We start from the raw sequence: 20615 nt of genomic DNA on the forward strand, positions 1-20615 counted from the left end.
CCCCCGACGACCAGCGGGAACGGGACGCGCTGGTCGCCGACACCCGGGCCGCGCCCCGACGCGCGCACCCACACCCTGCACGACCCGGCGCGCTGGAAGGTCCAGCACATCGGCCGCTACGTCCTGAACGGCACCAGGCCGCCCCGGCACGGCCTCCTCTGACGCACACTCACCACCCCCTCTGATCGGAGACCCCACGTGTCCCTCACCTTCCACTGGTTCCTGCCCACCAACGGCGACAGCCGCGATGTCGTCGGCGGCGGCCACGGCACCCCGGCGACCGCCTCCGGGCGGGACCGGCCGCCCACGGTCGCCTACCTGAGCCAGATCGCCCGGGCCGCCGAGCACCTGGGCTTCGTCGGCGCGCTCACCCCGACCGGGGCCTGGTGCGAGGACGCGTGGCTGACCACCGCGATGGTCAGCCAGCACACCGAGCGGCTGAAGTTCCTGGTCGCCTTCCGGCCCGGCTTCGTCTCGCCCACGCTCGCCGCCCAGATGGCGTCCACCTTCCAGCGGCAGACCGGCGGACGCCTGCTGCTCAACGTCGTCACCGGCGGCGAGAGCCACGAACAGCGGGCGTACGGCGACTTCCTCGACAAGGACGCCCGGTACCGCCGTACCGGCGAGTTCCTGGAGATCGTCCGAGGTCTGTGGGAGGGCAAGGCCGTCGACCTGAGCGGCGAGCACCTCCACGTCGAGGACGCGAAGCTCGCCCGGGTACCCGACCCGGTCCCCGAGGTGTACTTCGGGGGTTCCTCGCCGATCGCGGGAGAAGTCGCCGCCAGGTATGCCGACGTGTACCTCACCTGGGGTGAGCCGCCCTCCGCCGTCGCCGAGAAGATCGCCTGGATCCGGGCGTCGGCCCAGAAGGAGGGCCGCAGCGTCCGCTTCGGCATCCGGCTGCATGTCATCACCCGCGACACGTCCGAGCAGGCATGGGCCGAGGCGAACAGGCTCCTGGACGGCTTCGACCCGGAGGCGGTCAGGGCGATCCAGTCCGGCCTCGCCCGCAGCGAGTCCGAGGGGCAGCAGCGGATGCTCGCGCTGCACGGCGGCAGCCGGGAGAGCCTGGAGATCCATCCCAACCTGTGGGCGGGCATCGGGTTGGTGCGCGGCGGCGCGGGCACGGCACTGGTGGGCAGTCACGAGGAGGTCGCCGAGCGCATCAAGGAGTACCACGCCCTCGGCATCGACGAGTTCGTCCTCTCCGGCTACCCGCACCTGGAGGAGGCCTACTGGTTCGGCGAGGGCGTCCTGCCGAGGCTTCAGGCACAGGGCCTGTGGCAGCACCCGTACGGACCGCAGGCCCTTCCCTCGGCGCAGGTGCCTTTCGCCGGCGCCGGGAGCCCGCGGTGACCCGAACCCGCCCCTGGCGACTCCGCCGGGCGGAACCCGTCGAACTGCGGGACTCCGGCCGCCGGGCATCACCGTGCCCACTCCCACGGAGACGCCACGCGAGCGGCTCCACGGCCGGACCGGCGGCCCCGCTTCCGGGGCCACCATCCGGGCGCCCGCCCTCGCGAACTCGCCATCCACCAGCGTGAATCAGCCGGAGCGAGCCAGTATCCCTAGTTTTCCTATCGAATTACTAGGGAAGTGTTGACGGTGGTCGAAGCGGAGGGTGAGGATGACGAAGCCGACGCGTCACCGCGCACCGCCGCACTCCCACGCCGCCTCGCCGGACAGCGCGTCGTCCTCGGTCCCCTGGAGGAAGACGCCATGACCACAGCACCGAGCTGGAGTGACAGCCGCAGTCGCACGAAGCGGGCGCGGACATGACGGTGACGGCGGACGAGGCGACCGACGCGGAAGCCGGGCAGGTCGACTGGCTGCACATCGCCCGTGAGATCGCGGACGACCTGGCCACGGACGCGGTCGGACGCGAACAGGCGGGCAAGGCACCGCTCGACGAGGTCGCGCGGTTGCGCGAGTCGGGACTGCTCGCACTGCTGACGCCCGTCGAGTACGGGGGAGGCGGCGCCGACTGGCGCACGGCCTGCACGGCCGTCCGCACCGTCGCCGCGGCCGACGCGGCCATCGGCCACCTGCTGGGAAGCCACTACTTCCTGTCCTTCAGCGCCCGGTTCCTCGCCGGCCCCACCCGTGCCGCCCGCGTCGAACGGGAGTCGACGGCGGGGCAATGGTGCTGGGGAGGAGGCATCGGCTCCCACGAACCACCGCTCATCCTGACCCCCGCGGCGGGCGGGTATCTGCTGAGCGGTCACCAGAGGTACGCCACCGGTGTCGGGGTCGCCGACCGGCTGCTGGTCCGAGCCGCCGAGTACGGCACCGGCGAGCCGGTGGCCGTCCTGGTCGACCCCGGCCGCCCGGGCGTCGTCAGCGGCGGCGGGGACACCTTCGGCCAGCGCCTGGCGGCCGGTGGCGGCGTGGAGTTCGACTCCGTGCAGGTCGCGGCCGACGATGTGCTCGGCTCCCTCTCGCCCGACGAGGGAGACCTGTCACCCTTCACCTCTCTGGCCGTGCCGACCTCGCGTCTGGTCTCCGTCCAGTTCCTCCTCGGCGTGGCCGAGGGACTGCTGGCCGAGATCCGCGAGTACGGGAGAGGCATGAGGTCCCCCTGGCAGCCGCTCTCGCCCCACCCCTGGCCGGACGGCCCGGCACAGGACCCGTACGCCCTCACCCTGTACGGCGAGCTCACCGTCGTCTCGCGTGCCGCGTCCGCCCTCGCCGACCAGGCGGTGGACGCCCTGCTGCACGGCCTCGCGCAGGGGGAGGACCTCCACGACGAGGAGTGCGCGGAGATCACCGTCCTCGCGAGCGTGGCCGAGACCGCCGCCGCCCGGGCCGCCCAGGAGGTCGCCACCCGTGCCCTGGACGTCATCGGCGCCGAAGCCGCCTCCTCCCGCCACGGCCTCGACCGTTTCTGGCGCAACGCCCGCACGCACACCCTGCGCGAGCCGGTCGCCCACCGGCTGCGCGAGGTCGGGGACTATTACCTGAACGGTGCGCACCCCCCCTTCACCCTTCCTGCCTGAGGGCACAGCGGTGACGGGCGGACACGGCAGTGAGGGATAATCGGGGCATGCGGATCTCGGCGCGGGCGGACTATGCGGTGCGGGCGGCACTGGAGCTGGCCGCCGCAGGGGACGAGGCCTCTCTCAAGGCCGAGGCGATCGCCGCGGCTCAGGGCATCCCGCACAAGTTCCTGGAGGGCATCCTGGGCGACCTGCGCCGGGGCGGCCTGGTGATCAGCCAGCGGGGCGGCAACGGCGGCTACCGGCTCGCCCGTCCGGCGGACTCGATCGCCATCGCGGACGTCATCCGCGTGGCGGACGGCCCCCTGGTGTCGGTGCGGGGAGTGCGCCCACCCGAACTCGCCTACTGCGGCCCCGCCCAGACACTGCTGCCGCTGTGGATCGCCGTGCGCGCCAACGTCCGCAAGATCCTCGACGAGGTCACCCTGGCCCACGTGGCGGCGGCCGAACTGCCCGACGAGGTCCTGAGCCTCGCGGAGGACCCGAAGGCATGGACGAACCCCTGACCCGCGACCGCTGCCCCCGAGGAGACACCCGACCCGTGGGGGGGCGTCCGTTCACCACGTCACCGTCGACGTCACGGGAATACGCGCCGGCGGTCGCCGGTTGCCGCGGAACATGCGCCAACCTCAGGAGCCGCCCGCCGGCCTGCACCCATTGCTCGCCGGCCGTTTCAGCCCCTACCGGTTCGATCCGTCGGGGATGGTCGACGACCACGCCCTCGGTCTGCTGCTGGAAGCCGCGCGGTGGGCACCGTCGGCGGGAAACTCCCAGCCATGGGGCTTCTTCACCGCCAGGCCGGGTGAGCCGGAGCACGACCGGGTGCTCCCGCACCTCGCGCCCAGCTCGGCCCGCTGGGCGACGGACGCGGGCCTGCTCGTCGTCACGCTGACGCGCCGGCACGTCGACGACACGCACCTGCTCTACTCCGAGTTCGCGGACTACGACCTCGGCCAGGCCATCGCGCACATGACGGTTCAGGCCCAGGCCATGGGACTGGCCGCGCACCAATTCCGGGCCTTCGACCTGGAAGGACTCACCAAGGAACTGGACCCGAACCCGGGCTGGGCGATCGTCTCCATGGTCGCGGTGGGCAAGGCGGCCGGCGAACCTCCCGAGGGCCGCGACCGACGCAGCATCGCGGACCTGCGCGGCGCTCCCTGGGCACCGGTGGAGTAGCAGCGGCGGGACGGTTCATGTGCCGTAATGGCACAGTTGTCCCGAGCGGAGGACTTCTCCGTCGTCCGGGAGAACCTCGGAGGACAGGACGTTGACTTTGATGCCGGTGACCACGATGGCTTCGTCGGTCTTCGCTTGAAGCACGAGGGGAAGCGTGGCCATCCCCCCAGTCCCTGAACCGCCCAGAATGAGATGGCCCCTACCTCCATCGCACGGCACGGCACCGGACGGCTCCGGCGTCGGCGCCTGCCGGTGGGTGGTCCAGCGGACCTTTGCTTGGCCGCACGGTTTCCGCCTGCGGTCCTTGCGCTGGGAACCACGAGCAGACATCCACCAAGCGTTCCTCGAACTCGCCAGACCGGCCGGGCGTTTGCGACCCGGTCGGCGGTCTCGATCCGACGGTAGCGTGTTCGTCATGACGGCTGAGGGTGAGGCGCTGGTCGGCGGGATGGTGAACGTGGGGGCGGTCTTCCGCCGGGGTACGTTGGTCGAGCGCCCGGCGCCGCGCAACGCGCGCGCTCTGCACGCCCATCTCCTCGCGCTGAAGCGGCACGGCTTCGACGCGGCGCCGGTCCCTGTCGGTCTCACCCCGGACGGCCGCGAGCAGCTGACCTTCATCCCCGGCGACGTGGCTCTGCCGCCGTTCCCGGACTGGGCGATGACGAGGACCGCCCTGGAATCGGTGGGGAGCCTGCTGCGGCGCCTGCACGAGGCCAGCGCGGCCGTCGCGGTGGACAGCCGTGCCGAGTGGTCCCGGGACCTGGCCGACCCGGAGGGGGGAACGATGCTGTGCCACAACGACGTGTGCCCGGAGAACGTCGTCTTCCGCGACGGCCGGGCCGTTGCCCTGATCGACTTCGACATGGCGGCCCCGGGCCGCCCCCTGTGGGACCTCGCCATGACCGCGCGCTATTGGGTGCCCATGCTGGATCCCCGATCCGCGGCTGCCGTCCATCCCTCCGGGCTGGACGCGCCCGCACGGCTGCGGATTCTCGCCGACGGCTACGGCCTCTCGGCGGGCGACCGCGCCGAACTGCCCGGCGTCATCGAGCAGGCCACTGAGGTCTGCCGGGCCTTCGTCGCCCGCCGCGTGGCCGACGGCGACCCCGTCTACCTCCAGGCGTTGGCCGAGCGGGGTGGATGGGAACGCTGGGACCGTGTGCGGACATGGCTGGTGGACCACCGCGAGGCGTTCACGGCTGCCCTGCGGAACTGACCGGCCGTTCGACCGGTCCGGATCACCCGGCAGGCATGGAAGCCGTCCAGGAAAGGGCACCCGAAAAAGGCCATCACCAACTCTCGAATTCCGAGGCCGGCGACCTTGGCCGAGTAGCGGCGGCAAGGTTCGCTGATTTCATCGAACCGCGGTGCGCCGGGGGCGGCCCGCGTATCCTGTGCTGGTGATCGCATTAGATCGTCTTGCCGTCTTCCTGACCGTGGTGACCGTGCTGATCTCTGTGCCAGGGCCGAGCGTCCTGTTCGTGGTGAGCCGCGGGGTGGCACTGGGGCGACGGGCCGCCGTGTCCACCGCGGTGGGGAACGAGGCGGGGCTCCTCGTCCAGGTCGTACTGGTGGCTTTCGGGCTGGGGGAGGTGCTCGCGCGCTCCCTCCTGGTTTTCTCGATCCTGAAGTTCGCCGGCGCTCTCTACCTCATCTATCTCGGCGTCCAGGCCTTTCGGCACCGCAAGCTGCTGATGGTGGCGGAGCAGACCGCGGCCTCGGCCGGTCGTCCGGGGCGGGTCTTCCGAGAAGGCTTCATCGTGGGAGTGAGCAATCCCAAAGGTCTGCTGATCTTTGGGGCGGTGCTGCCGCAGTTCGTCGACCCGTCGGCGGGGAGTGTCCATACGCAGCTGTTGCTGCTGGGCCTGATCTGCGTCCTGATCGCGTTGGTTTCCGACGCGACATGGGGCCTTCTGGCCGGAACGGCCCGCAACTGGCTCGCCAGGTCACCGCGCAGGCTGTCGTGGATCGGCGGAGCGTCGGGCGTGGTGATGGTCGGCCTGGGAATCCGGCTGGCGTTCAGCGGACGCGAATGAACGAGGGGGGATGGGTGCGCATCACCGCATCACCGCATCACCGCGTCCATTCGCCCCGCGTGACCCCCAATTCGTAGGCGACCGCGACCGCGCTCGCCCGGTTGCGCAGGCCGAGCTTGATCAGCAGATTCTGTACGTGTGTCTTGACCGTACTCTCGCTGACCACCAGTTCCCCGGCGATCTCCGCGTTCTTCATGCCGCGCGCCAGAAGTGTGAGGACCTGACGTTCACGGAGCGTGAGCAGGTCGAGTGGTGTATGGCGGGCGGACTTCCTGCGGGGTGGCACAAAGTCCGGTTCTTCCTGGTCGGGTATGCCGACCCGGTACCCTCCGGAGACGAGCCTGATGGCGGACACCAGGAACTCCGGTTCTTCCCAGGCCAGGACCACACCCCCGGCACCGAGTTTGTCGGCGTCGGCGCAGAGGGGATCGTTCGCGTCATTGGTGACCAGCAGCATGCGGGAGACACCGGAACCGGAGTAGTGGACAGCCCGGTGCATCAGGTTCACCACGTCGATGGACCGGCACGCGGTGTTGATGACGAGCACGTCCAGCGACGAGTCGAGGGTGGCTTCGAGCGCCGTCGGGCTGTCCCGGGCGCTGCCGACGAGGGTGAGGTCGGGATACTCCCGGAGAACATGCACCAGCCCGGCGTGCACCAGGCTGGAGTCGTCAATGAGGAAGATCCGTAATGGTTCCGGCTTCTCACCGCCGGCCAAGTCGCTCGACGTCGGCTTCCGGTCTGATCGGACTTCGTCCACGAGCCCCCCTGCGCCGCGAGTCGCGGCTATGGACAGAGTCGGACAACGCCTCATCTAATCCCATGGCCTTCACCGGAGCACCATGTTTTCTTGCCACATTTAGCTGGCAAATGCACAAAGAGGCAGAGCCGGTCACTTCGGCCTAGTCCGTTCGGCCCTTGCCCTGCCGTGATCGGTCCGATCTACCGAAGACACCACCCGGAGATCACGCCTAGGGTCACGAGCCATGACACAGAGCGTGGTAATCCTGGGTGGTGGAACGGCTGGGTGGATGACCGCTTCCTACCTGCGGGCGGCCTTCGCGGACAGCGTCGACGTCACAGTGGTGGAATCCCGGCGCATCGGCACCATCGGGGTGGGCGAGGCCACCTTCAGCACGGTCCGCCACTTCTTCGACTATCTCGGTCTCAGCGAGGCCGACTGGATGCCGGAATGCAACGCCACGTACAAGCTGGCGGTCCGCCTGGAGAACTGGCGGGCGCCCGGCACGTACTTCTACCACCCGTTCGAACGGATGCGGGTCGTCGACGGGGTGCCACTCACCGACTGGTGGCAGAAGGCCGGCGAGACCGACCGCTTCGACCGGGACTGCTTCCTCATACCCTGGCTCTGCGACGCGAAGGCGTCCCCCAGGTACCTGGACCACCGGCTCTTCGAGCAGGACTTCGACGAGGATCCCCACCGTCCGCTCTACCGGACCACGCTCGCCGAACAGAACACCCAGTTCCCCTACGCCTACCACTTCGACGCGTCCCTCCTCGCCGACTACCTGTGCCGCTACGCCGTCGAACGCGGCGTCCACCGGGTCCTCGACGACGTCGTGGACGTGCGCCTTGACGAGCGGGGCTGGATCGACCGTCTCGTCACCCGCGAGCACGGCGACCTGACCGCAGACCTCTACGTCGACTGCTCCGGCTTCCGCAGCCGGTTACTCGGCGACGCACTGGACGAGCCGTTCATCTCCTTCCAGGACTCCCTCCCCAATGACCGCGCGGTGGCTCTGCGGGTCCCCGTCGACACCGCGGTACAGGGCATCAGGCCGTGCACCACGGCCACCGCCCAGGACGCCGGATGGATCTGGACGATCCCGCTCTACGACAGGATCGGCACGGGATACGTCTACGCTTCCGACTACTGCGAGCCCGAGGAGGCCGAGCGCGTCCTGCGCGACTTCGTCGGGCCCGCCGCCGCGGACCTGGAGGCCAACCACATCCGCATGCGGATCGGCCGCTCCCGCCGGGCCTGGGTCAACAACTGCGTCGGCATCGGACTCTCCGCCGGCTTCGTCGAACCGTTGCAGTCGACCGGCATCTTCCTCATCCAGCACGCGATCGAACAACTCGTCAGGTACTTCCCGGGCAGGGACAGGGACCCGGTGCTGCGCGACACCTACAACCTCAGCACAGCCCGGGCCATCGAGGGCGTCCGGGAGTTCCTGATCCTGCACTACCGGGGCGCCGCGCGCGCCGACAACGACTACTGGCGCGACGCGAAGCAGCGCGCGGTGCCCGACGACATGGCAGTGCGCATGCGGCAATGGCAGAGCAAACTGCCCGACAACGACACCACCTACCCGTACTACCACGCCTTCGAGCCCTACAGTTACGTCTGCATGGCCCTCGGCCTCGGAGGGATCCCGCTGCGCCACCCGCCCGCGCTCGACCTGCTCGACACCCGCGCGGCGCGGGCCGAGCTGGCCCGGGTCCGCGACCAGGCGCGGAAGCTGGTCGACACGCTCCCCAGCCAAGTGGAGTACCTCTCGGGGCTGCGCTGATGGTCGTCGCCCTCCACAGCACGGTGGTGCCGGCCGAGGTGCTCCTGGCGGCCCGGCCGGACCGCCGAGCGGACATCGGCCCGGCCGGGCTCGCGCTGTACCTGACGGGCGTGGGGCAGGGCGCCCACCCGCGGCGCAGCGAGGTGTCACCGCGCTCGTACGGCTGGCTGCCGGCGGGCTCCCTGCTGCCCGGGCCGGTCGCCGGAGCGCTGTCGTCCGTCTGGGTGGTGTGGCGGGACGCGGCGGGGGAGCGTGGTACGGCGCCCACCGCAGCGCTGCTGCTGCCTTCCACCGCCTTCGCCGTGACGGCCGTTCCGGTGTCGGCGCGGATCCTCACCGACCGGGGGATCGCCGACCCCACCGAGGGCCGCCTGCCCCTCCTCGTCGCCGTCTCCATCGACGCCCTGACCTGGCTGCTGCTGACCTCGGCGCCGGCCGCGGCCGCGGTCGCCGTCGCGGCCGCCCTGGCCACCGAGCGCGCGGGACTCACCGCGGTCTTCTGTGCGGTGCTGGTCGGGCTCGCCGTTCCCCAGGACGGCGAACAGGAGGGCGGCGGCTGCGCCGGCGCGCGTGCCGCGCGGCTGCCCACCGGGACGGCGCTGCGCTTCGGCGTGCTGATGAACACCCGGGGACTGACGGCGATCGCCGTATCGCAGGACGGACTGTCGGCCGGCATCCTCTCCGCGGGGCTCTGCCTCGTGATGCCGCTGATGGCGCTGGTGACCACGGCGGTCACCGGCCCGCTGCTGTCGTTCGCGGACCACCGCTGTCCCGCCCCCGCAGTCCTGCCGCGCCCCGCGTCCGAGGAGTTGTCCCATGACAAGGCCTGACGCGGCTGCCACGGCCATCCAGGAGGCGACGGTGGGGGAGGCCGACTTCAGGGCCCTGATGTCCTTGTTCCCCACCGGCGTCGCGGTCATCGGGGCTGTGGACGGCGCCGGCCGGCCTTGGGGCATGACGTGCTCGTCCCTGTGCAGCGTGTCCTTGAACCCGCCCCTGCTCCTGGTGTGCGTACGGACCGGCAGCCCCACGCTGGCCGCGCTGGAGCGCACCGGGGCCTTCAGCGTCAACCTGTTGCACGACTCCGCCCGGGACGTGGCGGAACTGTTCGCCTCGGGTGACCCGGACCGGTTCCGGCGGACGGCCTGGCACCTGCCCGACGCGGCGGCCGGCCCGCACCTGCTGGACGCCGCGCACGCCGTGGGCGACTGCCGGGTGGACGGGGTGCGGCAGGTGGGGGACCACGCCATCGTCTTCGGCCGGGTGTTCCGCGTCAGTGTCCGTACCGAACACGGACGGTCGCCGCTGCTCTACGGGCTGCGCCGGTACGCCGCCTGGCCGACGGGCGGTAGCGTGGTGGAGCCCGGCCGGTCCCGGCCGGATCCAGCCGACGAGGAGTGAGATGTCGCAGCCGGCGGAGCCCACCAGTGTCCTGTCGCCCGAGGAGGTGCTCCGCAAGTCGGGGGTGCCGTTCACGGTCCTCGACCACGTCCCGATCGTGGGCCGGGAGGACGCCGAGAGCAAACTCGGCCTCGCCACCGAGCAGTTACTGAAGACCATGGTCTTTCGGACGGCCGACGGCGGCTTCGTGCTCGCCGCCCTGCCCGTCACCGGGCGCGTCGACTACGGCCGGCTGGCCCGGGCGGCGGGCGTGTCCCGCGCCAAGCTCCGGCAGGCCGACCCCGGGGAGCTGAGCCTGCTGGGCATGGAACCGGGCGGCGCGAGCCCGGTCTGCGACCTGCCGGACGTCGTGGTCGTCTTCGACACGTCGGTGACCCGGATGGGCACCGTGTACTGCGGCAGCGGCCGCGCCGACCGCACCGTGCGGATCGAGGCCGCGCAACTGATCGAGCTGGTCGGGCCGAGGATCGAGGAACTGTCCCGGTGACGGAGCGGGCCCTGCCGCCCGGAGGCCTGACCTCATCCGGACGCCCGCCCGGGTGAACCGGAAAGGCGGTGCGGTCCGGATGTTCCGGACCGCACCGCCTCCCCGATGCGGAGGGGACACCCGTTCTACTCCCGGTCGTCGAACCGTTCCGGGGCGAACGGCTCGGCGCCCGCCGGCCGCCGGCCGGACACCAGGTACTCCGTCAGGAGCCGGGCCGTGCCCGGAGCCAGCGGCATGCCGTCGATACCGAAGCCGGTGAGCAGCCACAGCCCCGGAGCCCCCGACGCCGGGCCGACCACAGGGAGACCGTCGGGGGACATCGGGCGCACACCCGACCACGCCGCGCGCACCGGTGTCTTGGCCAGCACCGGGGCGTGCCGGGCTGCCGCCGCCGCGATCAACGGGACCGCCGCGTCGCCGTCCCGTATGTCATCGAGCTGGAGCGCCGGACCGCTGCTGGAACCGAGCACCACCTCTCCACCGGGCAACGGCTGCAGCGAGAAGACCACCTGCGTGGCCGTGGCTGCGGGAGCGGCGACGTCGGCCAGCAACGGGGGCCCGTTGCGCCGCAACCCGACCGGGCCGTGCCAAGTGGACTGCATGAGGGTGTGGCGGAACACCACGCCCCTGACCGGCGCGGTGCGCAGCAGCCAGCCGCGTGCCCCGAACACCGGCACATCGCTTCCGGCCTGCTGGGCCAGGCTCCGTGACCACGGCCCCGCCGCGAGCACCACATGGCCCGCCGCGAGCGGCCCGTCGTCCGTGACCACACCGGTGACCCGGTCGCCGGCCGTGGTCAGACCCCGGACCGGTGTGTGCGTCCGGATCTCGGCGCCCGCGCGGGCGGCCCGCGCGGCCAGGGCCGCGGCGGCCAGTACCGGGTGAAGGGCGTGCGCGCCCTCGACGACCACCGCGCCCGCCAGATCAGGTGCGAGGCCGGGTTCCAGGTCCCGCAGTTCACCGGTGGCGACCACGTGCGTCGGGAACCCGGCCTCGGACAGCGCCCGGCCGTGGGCGACGGCCCGGTCCATGTCCTCCGCGTCCGCGGCAACCAGCAGATAGCCGTGCGGACGGAACCGGAACGGCACCTCGCTCTCCCGCTCGGCCCGTTCGTAGTAGGAGACCGCCTCGGCGAACAGTCCGCCGCACGCGGGCAGCGGACTGGGGAGCAGACCGCCCTGGTTGCGGCCCGTCGCACCGCCGGCCAGCGCGCCGCGCTCCAGCAGCAGCACACGCAACCCCTGCCCGGCCAGCCGCTCGGCGACCGTGCAGCCCGCTATGCCGCCGCCGACCACTACCACGTCATGTGCCATGGGATCCGCTTCCTTCCAACGGGTGCTCGTATACGCGGGTGGGGGACGGGGCGCGCGCCTCGGGAGTGGAAAGCCGCACGGAGTCGCGGGCGATCCTGCCGAGGAGCTGGGGAACGGCGCGTTCGATCTCCTCGACGCGTTCCGTCCGCAGGGCGTCCGGTTTCTCGGCCCGGCTGGAGGTGGCCGCCGGATAGAGGCCGTTGGCCGCCAGGTCGTCCCGCACCACCCGTATCCGGCGCAGGAGCTGCGCGGCGACCTCCGCGGGCGAACAGGGCGCGCGGAGGGTGAGGAAGTACGTGTCGAACAGCACCGTCCGGACGTCACGTGGCAGGGCCCGGCCGTCGCCCGCCGCCGACTGGAGCAACGAGGGGGCGTTCGGCACCAGCTTCGCGGCGATGCCCTCGTGCACGGCCTCGTTGAGCGCGCACTCGTCGAGCAGCACGTCCGCCCAGCCGGCCCAGGCTTCGGGGAGCCGGCCCCGCAGCAGTGCCCGCACGGGGCCGTAGTCACGGGCCCAGGCACCGCTGAACGCGGGATGGTGCAGCGCCATGCTCGGCCGGATGATCCGGTGGTAGACATCCCGGGTGCACGACGCCGTGTACAGCAGCATGGCCGAGTAGCCGCGCACCAGGCGGGCCGCGGCGGCTGTCTCGTCCGGTGGAGCCGGGGCGGCGGCCTCGGCGGCCCGCCGTCCCAGCTCCTGCCAGAGCATGAAGGCGAGTTGGTGGCCGGTGATCCACCGGAACCAGAACAGCTGCTCTTCGGAGTCCGCGGCACCCAGCGGCCCCAGGGCACCCGGGTGGGCCGCGCCGGGGTCCGTGCGGGTGCCGAGGAGTTCCGCGTACCGCCGGGTCAGGTGACCGTCGCCGCTGCTGGGCACCGGGGCGGGCGGCAGCACCAGGGGTTCGAGCCCGTAGGCGCGGCCGCCGTACTCGGCGACGCCGGCCTCCAGCAGACGGGCGGTCGAGTTGCCGTCCAGCACGCTCACCGTCCCTCTGCCTCCGCCGGTATGTGGGTGAACTCGTACTCCAGCCCGTTGACGTCGTAGGCGTAGAAGCTGCTCACCCCGTCCGAGTCCACGACGATCTCCGTCGGCGGCTCCGGGCGGGCGAAGACGTAGCGTCCGGAGGCGAACAGCCGCTGCCAGCGGTCCCGCCACGCCCGTAACTCCTCGGCCGTCGCGGCGGTCATGCACACGTGCTGGAACTGGAACGTGTCCGGATGCGCGCGGGCGTAGGCGACCGAGCGGGTGAACACATGGAACCGGGTGCCGGCGGCGACCACCTCGGTCAGCCGAGTGATGCCGGGCAGCCGGTCGCGGGTCAGGTCGGAGAAGCTGTCGAGGCTCCAGGTGGCGGTGCCACCGAAGAAGTCGGTGTACCACGCGACACAGTTGTCGAGGTCGGCCGTTTCGACCGCCAGGTGGTGCAGTCCGGCCCGCAGGGCGCTACCGGCCGCTGGGGATTCGTCCACGGGGAGGGGCACGGGTTCGGGAATCCTTTCCGATGGTTCATCGGGCGACGGCGTACGCCTGCTCGCCGCGCGGGGAGGCGGCGGCGCGCAGCAGGCCGTCACGCGGTTCGACACCCACGGCGCACACCTTGCCCAGCGACCAGTCCGGGACGGACACCAGCGTGTGCCCGCGGCGGGTGAGGCCGGCCGCGGCGTTGTCGCCGCGACGGCTTTCGATGCGTACCGCGAGCGGCCGGTGTGTGCGGGGGGTGAACGAGGAGGGGACGTGCTCGGAGTGGAAGGCGAGGGTCTCGGCGGCGCGTTGCAGGTCGAGTCCGAAGTCCGCATGGGCCAGGAAGAACCCCAGCGTCCATTGGTCCTGCTGGTCCCCGCCGGGCGTGCCGAACGCCAGCCGGGCCTGGCCGTCCTGGACGACGAGGGTGGGGCTCAGGGTGGTACGGGGACGCTTCCCCGGTGCCAGGGAGTTGGGGTGTCCCTCCTCCAGCCAGGCCATCTGGCCCCTGGTGCCCAGCGGGAAGCCGAGCCCCGGGACCACGGGGGAGCTCTTCAGCCAGCCGCCGCTGGGCGTGGCGGCCACCATGTTGCCGTGCCGGTCGGTGACCGTCAGGCAACACGTGTCGCCGCGGGCCTCGGTCGCCGCCACGACCGGGGGGACCACCGTGGGCAGTCCGTCGTACAACTGGCCCTGCCAGTGGGGCCCGGCGGGTGGTTCGGCACGGTCCAGCGGCGGGATCCGTGGCGGCCGGCCCGCCGGCGCGCCCGGGCGCAGGGTGTCGGAGGCACGGTCGCCGACCAGTCGGCGGCGTTCGTCGGTGTAGTCGCCGTCCAGCAGCGCGGACAGCGGTACGTCGGTGAAGTCCGGGTCGCCGTACCAGGCCTCCCTGTCCGCATAGGCCAGCTTGGCGCACTCGATCACGGTGTGCAGGTAGTCGGCGCTGTCCAGGCCCATGGCCGTGAGGTCGAATCCCTCCAGCAGGGCGAGTTGCTGGAGGAACACCGGGCCCTGCGACCAGGGGCCGGGCTTGTGCACCTCCAGACCCCGGTAGGCGCGGGTGACGGTGGCCTCGGTACGCGGTTCCCAGCGAGCCATGTCGTCGCCGGTGAGCAGGCCCCGGTGCCGCCCGCCCGTGGCGTCCAGGACGGCGGTGCGCAGGTGGGCGTCGATGGCCTCGGCGACGAACCCGCCGTAGAACGCCTGGTGGGCGGCGCGTATCTGCTGCTCACGGCCGGGTCCGGCGGCCTCGGCCTCCTTGATGATCCGCCGGTAGGTCTCGGCCAGCGCCGGGTTGCGCAGCCGGGAACGGGGCCGGGGCGGCTCGCCGTCCACCAGGTACGTGCGGCCGGAGTGCGTCCACTCGTCGCGGAACAGCTCCGCGAGGACCGCGATGGCCTCGGCCGCCTTCGGCAGGACCGGGTAGCCGTCCGCCGCGTAGCCGACGGCGTATCGGAGGACCTCCGCGAGCCGCATCGTGCCGTGCTCCTCCAGCAGCCTCAGCCAGGCCCCGAACGCGCCGGGGACGGTGGCCGGGAGCAGACCCGAGCCGGGGATCCGGAGCAGGCCCAGGGCCCGGAACGCCTCCGGTGTCGCCGCCTGCGGCATCGGGCCCTGCCCGCAGATCACCTGCGCGTGACCCGATGCGGCGTCGAAGAGGAGGATCGGCACATCGCCGCCGGGCCCGTTGAGATGGGGTTCCACCACCTGCAGCACGAAGCCCGTCGCGGCGGCGGCGTCGAACGCGTTGCCGCCGGCCTCCAGGGTCGCCATGCCCGCCGCAGAGGCCAGCCAGTGTGTCGAGGACACCGCGCCGAAGGTACCCCGCAGTTCGGGACGCGTCGTCACGGCCGCTCCTCAGGCCGAGGCGGTGGGCGACGGGAGTTCGCTCAGGCTTGCCGCGATCTGCTCGTCCGTGACCGTCGGGTTCTCCATCGTCCCGGCCAGGAAGGAGTCGAAGGCGGCCAGGTCGAAGTTGCCGTGCCCGGAGATGTTGAACAGGATGACCCGTTCCTCCCCCGCCTCGCGGGCGGCCAGCGCCTCGACCAGCGCTGCCTTCAGCCCGTGCGACGACTCGGGGGCGATGACGAAGCCCTCGCTCCGCGCGAAGCGCACCGCCGCGTCGAAGATCTCCGTCTGTGGGAAAGCCCGGGCCTCCACCAGGCCGTGCTCCTTCAGCAGGCACAGGCTGGGCGCGTCGCCGTGGTAGCGCAGGCCGCCGGCGTGGATGGATCCGGGGATGAAGCCGTGACCCAGGGTGTGCATGTACAGCGGCGGGGTCAGGCCGGTGGTGTCGGGGTAGTCATAGGCCAGCTTGCCGCGGGTGAGGGTGGGGCACGCCTCGGGCTCCGCGGCGACGAACCGGGTCCGGGGGCGTTCGCCGCTGAGCCGGTCCTTCAGGAAGGGGTAGGCGAGCCCGGCGTAGTTGGAGCCGCCGCCGACGCAGCCGATGACCACGTCGGGGTACTCGCCCATGATCTCCATCTGCTTCCTGGCCTCCAGACCGATCACGCTCTGGTGGAGGAGCACGTTGTTCATGATGGAGCCCAGCGCGAACTTGGTGTCCTCGCGGCTCAGCGCGTCCGCCACGGCCTCGCTGATGGCGATGCCGATGCTGCCGGGCGAGTTCGGGTCCTGGGCCAGGATCTGACGGCCGGCCTCGGTCCGCCGGGTGGGCGAGGCGTAGACCTGGGCGCCCCAACTCTGCATCAGCGACTTGCGGTAGGGCTTCTGCTCGAAGGACGCGCGGACCATGTAGACGTTCACTTCGAGCCCGAACAGCGCGCCGGCGAACGACAGCGCGGATCCCCACTGCCCGGCCCCGGTCTCGGTCGTCAGCCGGCGGACGCCCTCCTCGGCGGCGTAGTACGCCTGGACGACCGCGGTGTTCGGCTTGTGGGAGCCCGAGGGAGACGCGCCCTCGAACTTGAAGTAGATGTGGGCCGGGGTGTCGAGGGCGCGCTCCAGTCGCTCCGCCCTGACCAGCGGGGAGGGCCGCCAGATCTTGTAGACGTCCCGCACCCGCTCCGGGATCTCCACCCAGCGCTCCCGCGTGAACTCGTGCTCGATGACCTTCTGTGGAAGCAGGTCGGCCAGATCCCCGGGCTGGAGCGGAGCCATCGTCAGGGGGTTGAGAGGGCCGGGGAGAGCACTGGGAAGGTCGGGAAGGATGTTGTACCAACGGTCGGGCAGGTCGGTCTCGGAAAGCAGGACGCGCTTCAGCACCGGTGATTCCCTTCGAAGGCCAGGACATTCCTGCTCCGGGATCCTAGGAAGGGGAAAGCCGGACGGCTTCGCCCGTTCTGCCTGCTTGCGGGGCTGAGCAGTCCGCAGATCTGACTAGTCCCAAAGGGGCACGAATTCCGGCCCTCCGCAGGTGCGACATGGCACATCACCTTGTGTCACCGCGGTGAAACCACGCGCAAGGTCCAGCTCCAGCGGTGCACCCCCGGTGTGACGAGGTAGGCGGGGAAGGTGTCGGGGCCGCAGGAGGCCGTACCGAGGCCCCGGTGCGCGGCGTCGAGGTGGACCACACAGCCGGCCCGCGGCGTGAGTTCGTCGTGGTGCGCGGCGGCGGTGAGGTCCTCGGCGCCGTAGCGGGTGACGGAGACCTGGCGGGGCTCGTCCAGCTCGACCGCGAGTCCGCCGGCGCCGGGCGACGACAGCGTGAACCGCCGTACGCCGTGCCGGCCGCCGCTCTCCTGGGGGCGCAGGTACGGGGTGAACAGGGCGTCGACGGGCAGGGCGTGGTGGCCGACCGGTGCCCCGGCGGCCCGGTCCGGATACGACTCCCAGGGGCCCTGACCGAACCACTCCAGCAGATCGAGCCCGCCCACCGTCTCGAAGACCGAGCCGATCCGGGGCACGTCGTGGAACTCCTCGGGCAGCTCGGCCGACTCGTCGACCCGGACGCCGCCCTCGACAGGCGTGAACTCCTGCCGGTGCCGTACCACTCCGAGGGCGCAGGCGTATGCAGCCGCCACGGTGACCCGTTCGCCGTCCCGGTCCACGGAGACGACCTTGCGCACCATCCGGTCCAGGCCCCAGGCGCGCCAGCGCGGCGCCATCCCGCCCAGCTCGTCGTTGTCGGTGGGCGCCCGCCACAGCGTCAGCGTCGGGGCGGCGGTCAGCAGCGGGTGGCGCAGCAGCCCCTCGGCGTCCACCTCGACGGCCGGACCGGCCACGACCGGCTGCCTCGGCGCGTCCGCCGCCCGCAACCGGATCCGGGGCGTGCACACCTCCGTACCGGCCGGTGCCCACGCCTGGTCCTCGGCCGTCGTCACCCGCAGCGTCAGCCAGGCCTCGCCGCCGTCGGCCGGCACCGCGAACGGCAGCGGTACGGCCGCGGTCTCACCGGGCCGCAGGTCGGGCAGTTCGGCCGGCCCGGTCAGGGTGCGGCCGTCGGCCAGCGCCAGCTCCCAGGTGCCGGTCAGCCAGTCCAGGCCGCGGAAGTGCTGATGGTTGGCGAGGACGACGCCCTCGTGCCGGAAGGACCGGATGCGCACCGGTGCCGCGATCTCCCGGTGCTCGTACATCGCGGGCTTGGGGGTGCGGTCGGGGAAGACGATCCCGTCCGCGACGAACGCCCCGTCGTGCAGGGTCTCGCCGAAGTCACCGCCGTACGCCCAGCGGTGGCCGGGCGCGGCGACACCGTTGCCGTACATTCCGGCGCCCGCGCGCCCGGCCGGCCTGCCGTCGCTCACGCGCTGGAGGATTCCGTGGTCCCGGAACTCCCAGATGAACCCGCCCTGAAGGCCCGGAGTGGACTCGATGGCGGCCCAGAGGTCGGCCAGCGTGCCGTTGCTGTTGCCCATCGCGTGCGAGTACTCGCACTGGATCAGGGGCTTGGTCTGCTGCCCGGACAGCGCGTGGGCCAGGCAGTCCTCCAGCGGCGCGTACATGGGGCAGGCGATGTCGGAGGCCACGTCCGGGTCCGCCCAGCCGCGCTTGGCCGCGCCCTCGTACTGGATCGGCCGGGTGGGATCGTGCCGGCGCACCCAGCCCGCCGCCGCGTCGTGGTTGGCGCCGTAGTCGGACTCGTTGCCCAGCGACCAGACGATGACCGAGGGGTGGTTCCTGTCGCGCAGCACCATGCGCGCGACGCGGTCCACGAAGGCGTTCAGGTAGCGCGGGTCGTCGGCGATCTCATGGGCGTGGTCGTGGGACTCGATGTCCGCCTCGTCGACGACGTAGAAGCCCAGTTCGTCTGCGAGGTCGTACAGCCACGGGTCGTTCGGGTAGTGCGAGGTGCGGATCGCGTTGAAGCCGAACCGCTTCAGCAGCACCAGGTCCGCGCGCATGTCGTCGTACGACACCGTCCGCCCGGTCAGCGGATGGAAGTCGTGCCTGTTGACGCCGCGGATGAAGACCCGCTCGCCGTTGACCAGCAGGTCCCGGCCGACGATTCGGACGTCCCGGAAGCCGATGCGGTGGTACGAGGAGTCGGCGACCGTGCCGTCCGGGCGGTGCAGCCGGACGGTCAGCCCGTACAGCTCGGGCTGCTCCGCGTTCCAGGTGCGCACCTCGGGCACGACGGCGCGGACACGGGCCTCGCCCAGGAAGTCGGAGACCCGCTCGTCCTCCGCGTTGAGCCGGTCGAACTCGGTGTCCTGGGACAGGGGCTCACCGTCCAGGTCACCGGTGACGTACCAGCCCTCGGGCAGCGCCCGGTCGCCCGCCGCGTTGCGCACCAGGCAGTCCACTCGCAGGTCGCCGTTCTGTCGTGCCCGCACGGTCACGTCCGCGAGGTGCAGGGGGTCGGTCGTGTACAGCAGCACGGAACGGGTGATCCCGCCGTGCCACCACTGGTCCTGGTCCTCGATGTGCGTGGCGTCGGACCACTTGACCACGGTCAGCCGTACGACCGAGGGCTCACCGGGGCGTACGACGCCGGTCAGGTCGAACTCGGCGGCCAGGTGGGAGTCCTTGGAGATCCCGACGGGCCGTCCGTCGACGTGGACCAGCAGCACACTCTCGGCGGCCCCGACCTGGAGGACGATCCGGCGGCCGGCCCAGCCGGCGGGGACGTCCACGTGCCGTTCGTACACACCGGTGGGGTTGGCGGCGGGCGCCTGCGGAGGGAACTCCGGGTACGGCATGCGGACGTTCGTGTACTGCGGCAGGTCGTCGGTGTCCTGGATGGTCCACGCGCCCGGGACGTGGGCCGTCGACCAGGTGCCGTGGACCGCCGCCTCCGGCGCCGGCAGCAGTTGGAAGCGCCAGTCGCCGTCCAGGCAGAGGGCGCCGGAGCGCCGGTCGACGGCGTGCATGGGCAGCCGTCCCCAGGAGGTCACCTCGGGTGCCTGCCAGGGGCGCAGGGCCACAAGCGGGTCCGTCAACGGATGGCTCCCTTCCCGAGGTCGCCGATGATCTGCTTGGCGCCGATCGCGAAGACGATCAGCAGGGGGATGAGGGCGAGGAGCGCGCCGGTCACGACGATGCCGTAGTCGGTGGTGCCGTGCGTGCCGTTGAGCTGGGACAGGGCCACCTGGAGGGTGACGTTGCGGGGGTTGGTGAGGGCGATCAGGGGCCAGGCGTAGTCGTTCCACTGGCCCATGAAGGTGAAGATGCCGAGGAAGGCCAGGCCGGGCCGGACCACCGGCAGGGCCACGTGCCAGTACTGGCGCAGGAAGTTGGCGCCGTCGATGCGGGAGGCGTCGAGGAGTTCGTCGTGGATGGCGCCCTTCATGTACTGACGCATCCAGAAGATGCCGAACGCGTTGGCCGCGGCCGGCACGATCAGCGAGGTCATCGTGCCGATCCAGCCCAGCTTCGCCATGATCACGAACTGCGGGATGGCGGACAGCTGCGCCGGCACCATGAAGATGACCATCAGCACCGCGAACAGCACGTTCTTGCCGGGGAAGTCGAACTTGGCGAAGACGAAGGCGGCCAGCGAGTCGAAGAACAGCACCAGGAAGGTCACCGAGCCCGCCACCAGCAGCGAGTTCCCCATCGAGCCGAAGAAGGCGACGCTGTGGAAGAGGTTGCGGACGTTCTCCAGGAAGTGCGAGCCCGGCAGCAGCTTCGGCGGATAGGCGAAGATCTCCGACGACGTGTGCGTCGACATGATGACGGCCCAGTAGAACGGGAAGGCCGACAGCAGCAGACCGCCGACGAGTACGGCGTGCAGCGCGATGCCCCGGGTGAGGGTCCTCCGTATGCGCTGGGGCCTGCGGGTTCCTTGGATGGTTGCCATGGTGAT

Annotated in this window: 19 protein-coding genes and 1 pseudogene; 11 read left to right on the forward strand and 9 right to left on the reverse strand. The window is 71.5% G+C overall.

All coding sequences use genetic code 11. The annotated features are described in order from the left end of the window. Positions 1–198: 198 nt before the first annotated feature. From ABZV94_RS22140 to ABZV94_RS22155, 4 genes are all read left to right on the forward strand, one after another. On the forward strand, positions 199–1356 hold the full coding sequence (locus ABZV94_RS22140) for an LLM class flavin-dependent oxidoreductase (RefSeq protein ID WP_356342699.1): 1158 nt from the start codon (positions 199–201) through the stop codon (positions 1354–1356). Positions 1357–1775: 419 nt separating this feature from the next. Beyond that, the gene (locus ABZV94_RS22145; protein ID WP_356342701.1) at positions 1776–2996 is read left to right on the forward strand and encodes an acyl-CoA dehydrogenase family protein; all 1221 of its coding nucleotides are present in this window, start codon (positions 1776–1778) and stop codon (positions 2994–2996) included. Between the two features lie 47 nt (positions 2997–3043). Next, positions 3044–3502, forward strand: coding sequence for an Rrf2 family transcriptional regulator (locus ABZV94_RS22150; protein WP_356342704.1), 459 nt, complete (start codon positions 3044–3046; stop codon positions 3500–3502). Positions 3503–3614: 112 nt separating this feature from the next. Beyond that, positions 3615–4175: a nitroreductase family protein gene (locus ABZV94_RS22155; RefSeq protein ID WP_356342706.1), complete on the forward strand. Its 561-nt coding sequence runs from the start codon at positions 3615–3617 to the stop codon at positions 4173–4175. A 15-nt stretch (positions 4176–4190) separates the two neighbouring features. Here the strand turns inward: ABZV94_RS22155 and ABZV94_RS22160 are convergent, their stop codons facing one another. Then, the gene (locus ABZV94_RS22160; RefSeq protein WP_356342708.1) at positions 4191–4337 is read right to left on the reverse strand and encodes a hypothetical protein; all 147 of its coding nucleotides are present in this window, start codon (positions 4335–4337) and stop codon (positions 4191–4193) included. A gap of 67 nt (positions 4338–4404) precedes the next feature. Here ABZV94_RS22160 and ABZV94_RS22165 point away from each other — a divergent pair. From ABZV94_RS22165 to ABZV94_RS22175, 3 genes and pseudogenes are all read left to right on the forward strand, one after another. Then, positions 4405–4527 (forward strand): annotated as a pseudogene (locus tag ABZV94_RS22165) (IS5/IS1182 family transposase); the annotation flags it as partial. A 63-nt stretch (positions 4528–4590) separates the two neighbouring features. Next, positions 4591–5391: a phosphotransferase gene (locus ABZV94_RS22170; RefSeq protein WP_356342772.1), complete on the forward strand. Its 801-nt coding sequence runs from the start codon at positions 4591–4593 to the stop codon at positions 5389–5391. A 184-nt stretch (positions 5392–5575) separates the two neighbouring features. After that, entirely contained in the window at positions 5576–6211 is a 636-nt protein-coding gene (locus ABZV94_RS22175; RefSeq protein ID WP_356342710.1) for a LysE family translocator, read from the forward strand. A gap of 37 nt (positions 6212–6248) precedes the next feature. On the opposite strand, the gene ABZV94_RS22180 is transcribed toward ABZV94_RS22175, so the two are convergent. After that, a complete protein-coding gene (locus ABZV94_RS22180) occupies positions 6249–6971 on the reverse strand; it encodes a response regulator transcription factor (protein ID WP_356342712.1) in 723 nt (240 codons plus the stop codon). A 226-nt stretch (positions 6972–7197) separates the two neighbouring features. Between ABZV94_RS22180 and ABZV94_RS22185 the strand changes: the two genes are divergently transcribed. From ABZV94_RS22185 to ABZV94_RS22200, 4 genes are read left to right on the forward strand one after another with little or no spacing between them, the layout of a single operon-like run. After that, positions 7198–8745: a tryptophan halogenase family protein gene (locus tag ABZV94_RS22185; RefSeq protein ID WP_356342714.1), complete on the forward strand. Its 1548-nt coding sequence runs from the start codon at positions 7198–7200 to the stop codon at positions 8743–8745. Continuing rightward, entirely contained in the window at positions 8745–9575 is an 831-nt protein-coding gene (locus tag ABZV94_RS22190; RefSeq protein ID WP_356342716.1) for a hypothetical protein, read from the forward strand. The genes ABZV94_RS22185 and ABZV94_RS22190 overlap by 1 nt, the downstream gene beginning before the upstream one ends. Beyond that, a complete protein-coding gene (locus ABZV94_RS22195) occupies positions 9562–10146 on the forward strand; it encodes a flavin reductase family protein (protein WP_356342718.1) in 585 nt (194 codons plus the stop codon). The genes ABZV94_RS22190 and ABZV94_RS22195 overlap by 14 nt, the downstream gene beginning before the upstream one ends. 1 nt (position 10147) lies before the next feature. Next, positions 10148–10633 carry a YbaK/EbsC family protein gene (locus tag ABZV94_RS22200; RefSeq protein ID WP_356342721.1) on the forward strand — a complete coding sequence of 162 codons (486 nt, stop codon included), beginning with the start codon at positions 10148–10150 and terminating at the stop codon, positions 10631–10633. 125 nt (positions 10634–10758) lie between these two features. Here ABZV94_RS22200 and ABZV94_RS22205 read toward each other — a convergent pair whose 3' ends face one another. The 7 genes from ABZV94_RS22205 to ABZV94_RS22235 all read right to left on the reverse strand — a co-directional run bounded on the left by ABZV94_RS22205 (position 10759) and on the right by ABZV94_RS22235 (position 20609). Continuing rightward, the gene (locus tag ABZV94_RS22205; protein ID WP_356342723.1) at positions 10759–11946 is read right to left on the reverse strand and encodes an FAD-binding oxidoreductase; all 1188 of its coding nucleotides are present in this window, start codon (positions 11944–11946) and stop codon (positions 10759–10761) included. Beyond that, positions 11936–12934 (reverse strand): L-tyrosine 3-hydroxylase, encoded by a 999-nt coding sequence (locus tag ABZV94_RS22210; RefSeq protein WP_356342725.1) that lies wholly within the window; start codon positions 12932–12934, stop codon positions 11936–11938. The genes ABZV94_RS22205 and ABZV94_RS22210 overlap by 11 nt, the downstream gene beginning before the upstream one ends. Continuing rightward, positions 12931–13431, reverse strand: coding sequence for a VOC family protein (locus ABZV94_RS22215; protein WP_356342727.1), 501 nt, complete (start codon positions 13429–13431; stop codon positions 12931–12933). The genes ABZV94_RS22210 and ABZV94_RS22215 overlap by 4 nt, the downstream gene beginning before the upstream one ends. Before the next feature lie 25 nt (positions 13432–13456). Then, on the reverse strand, positions 13457–15259 hold the full coding sequence (locus tag ABZV94_RS22220; RefSeq protein ID WP_356342729.1) for a gamma-glutamyltransferase family protein: 1803 nt from the start codon (positions 15257–15259) through the stop codon (positions 13457–13459). 9 nt (positions 15260–15268) lie between these two features. Continuing rightward, complete coding sequence (locus ABZV94_RS22225; RefSeq protein ID WP_356342732.1) at positions 15269–16636, reverse strand: TrpB-like pyridoxal phosphate-dependent enzyme; 1368 nt, start codon at positions 16634–16636, stop codon at positions 15269–15271. A 176-nt stretch (positions 16637–16812) separates the two neighbouring features. After that, the gene (locus ABZV94_RS22230; protein ID WP_356342734.1) at positions 16813–19749 is read right to left on the reverse strand and encodes a glycoside hydrolase family 2 TIM barrel-domain containing protein; all 2937 of its coding nucleotides are present in this window, start codon (positions 19747–19749) and stop codon (positions 16813–16815) included. Next, the gene (locus tag ABZV94_RS22235; RefSeq protein WP_356342736.1) at positions 19746–20609 is read right to left on the reverse strand and encodes a carbohydrate ABC transporter permease; all 864 of its coding nucleotides are present in this window, start codon (positions 20607–20609) and stop codon (positions 19746–19748) included. Before ABZV94_RS22235 ends, ABZV94_RS22230 begins: the two co-directional genes overlap by 4 nt. Positions 20610–20615: the final 6 nt, after the last annotated feature.

Origin of the sequence: Streptomyces sp. NPDC004658 (genome assembly GCF_040609555.1) — a bacterium.
GTDB lineage: Bacteria > Actinomycetota > Actinomycetes > Streptomycetales > Streptomycetaceae > Streptomyces.